The following is a 1,977-nucleotide window of genomic DNA, read 5'->3' as shown; positions in this document are numbered from 1 at the left end:
GCAGCGGGTGATCCGGCAGGCGTTGGCCAGTGCGGGGTTGTCGGCGGCGGATGTGGACGCGGTGGAGGCGCACGGTACGGGCACGGCGCTGGGCGATCCCATCGAGGCCCAGGCACTGCTGGCCACCTACGGTCAGGAGCGGCCGCAGGACCGTCCACTGCTGCTGGGTTCGGTGAAATCCAACATCGGTCACGCGCAGGCGGCTTCGGGTGTTGCGGGTGTCATCAAGATGGTGCTGGCGATGCGGCACGGTGTGTTGCCGCGGACGTTGCATGTCGATGAGCCGTCGGCGCACGTGGACTGGAGTGCCGGTGCCGTTGAGCTGCTGTCCTCTGCGGCGGAGTGGCCGCAGGGGGAGGGGCCGCGCCGTGCGGGTGTCTCTTCCTTCGGCATCAGCGGTACGAACGCGCACGTGATCCTGGAACAGCCCGAACCGATCGCCGCGGACGCCGAACCGGACACCCCGATGACCGAGCCCGGCGCGCTGGCGTGGGTGCTCTCCGGCAGGAACGAGGCCGCGCTGCGTGGCCAGGCGGCACGACTGCTGCCCCTCGTCGCCGGCCGCGAAGCGCGGTCCGCGCGGGACATCGGCCACTCCCTGGTGACCGGACGGTCGAGCTTCCCCCACCGTGCGGTGGTGTGGGGCCAGGACCGCGACGCACTGGTGCTCGCCCTGTCCGCACTCGCGGTGGGCGAGGCCGACGCCGGTCTGGTGGACGGCCCGTCCGATGCGGGAAGGACGGCCTTCTTGTTCTCGGGTCAGGGATCGCAACGGCTCGGCATGGGCCGGGAGTTGTATGCCCGCTATCCGGTCTTCGCGGAGGCGTTCGACGCGGTGTGTGCCGCTTTGGACGAGCATCTGGATCGTCCCCTGCGGGAGGTGGTCTGGGGCGAGGCGGCGGAGCCGCTGAACCAGACCGCTTATGCCCAGGCCGGGTTGTTCGCGATCGAGGTGGCGCTGTACCGGTTGGCGGAGTCGTGGGGCGTGCGCGCCGACTTCGTGACGGGACATTCGATCGGTGAAGTCGCCGCGGCGTATGTGGCGGGTGTCTTCTCCCTCCCGGATGCCTGCGCGCTGGTGGCGGCCCGGGGTCGGCTGATGCAGCAACTTCCGCTCGGTGGGGCGATGGTGGCGATCCGGGCGACGGAGGAGGAGGTCCTTGCGCACCTGACGAGGGAGGTGTCGATCGCGGCGGTCAATGGTCCGTCGTCGGTGGTGGTCTCCGGTGTCGAGGACGCGGTGCTCGCCCTCGCGGCGTACTTCGAGGGGGAGGGGCGCAAGACCAGCAGGCTGCGGGTCTCGCACGCCTTCCACTCGCCGCTCATGGAACCGATGCTGGCCGACTTCCGCGCGGTGGTGGCTCGGCTGTCCTTCGGCACGCCGACGATCCCCGTCGTGTCGAACCTGACGGGCCGGCTCGCCGAGCCCGAACAGCTCGGCCAGGCCGACTACTGGGTCCGGCACGTCCGCGAGGCAGTGCGTTTCGCGGACGGGATACGCACTCTGCACGCAGAGGGGGTGACGCGCTTCCTCGAACTCGGCCCGGACGGTGTGCTGTCGGCGATGGCACAGGAGTCGCTACCGGACGACGTCGTGCTCGCTCCCGTACTGCGCAAGGACCGGCCCGAGGAGGTGGCGCTGCTGGGCGCCCTGGCGCAGCTGTACGTCCGGGGCGCGAGCGTGGACTGGGCGGCGCAGTTCGCCGGCTCGGGTGCGCGGTGGGTGGATCTGCCGACGTATGCGTTCCAGCACGAGCGGTTCTGGCCGTCGGGCGGGGCGGTGCGCTTGGGCGATGTGCGGTCCGCGGGCCTGGACTCGGCCGGGCATCCGCTGCTGGGCGCGGCGGTGGAACTGGCGGGCTCGGGCGGCTTGTTGTTCACTGGGCGGCTGTCCGTGGCTTCGCATCCGTGGCTGGCGGATCATGTGGTGCTGGGGTCCGTGCTGGTGCCCGGCACGGCGCTGGTGGAACTGGTGCT

Annotated in this window: 1 protein-coding gene; it reads left to right on the top strand. The window is 71.0% G+C overall.

The features are described 5' to 3' along the window. Positions 1-1,977 (top strand): type I polyketide synthase (locus AB0D04_RS42625; RefSeq protein WP_362712873.1); only part of this gene is annotated, 1,977 nt, incomplete at both ends.

This window comes from Streptomyces sp. NPDC048483, assembly GCF_040651455.1.
Taxonomy (GTDB): Bacteria; Actinomycetota; Actinomycetes; order Streptomycetales; family Streptomycetaceae; genus Streptomyces.
The sequence above is the reverse complement of the archived record's forward strand: the minus strand, read 5'-3'. Positions and strand labels throughout refer to the sequence as shown.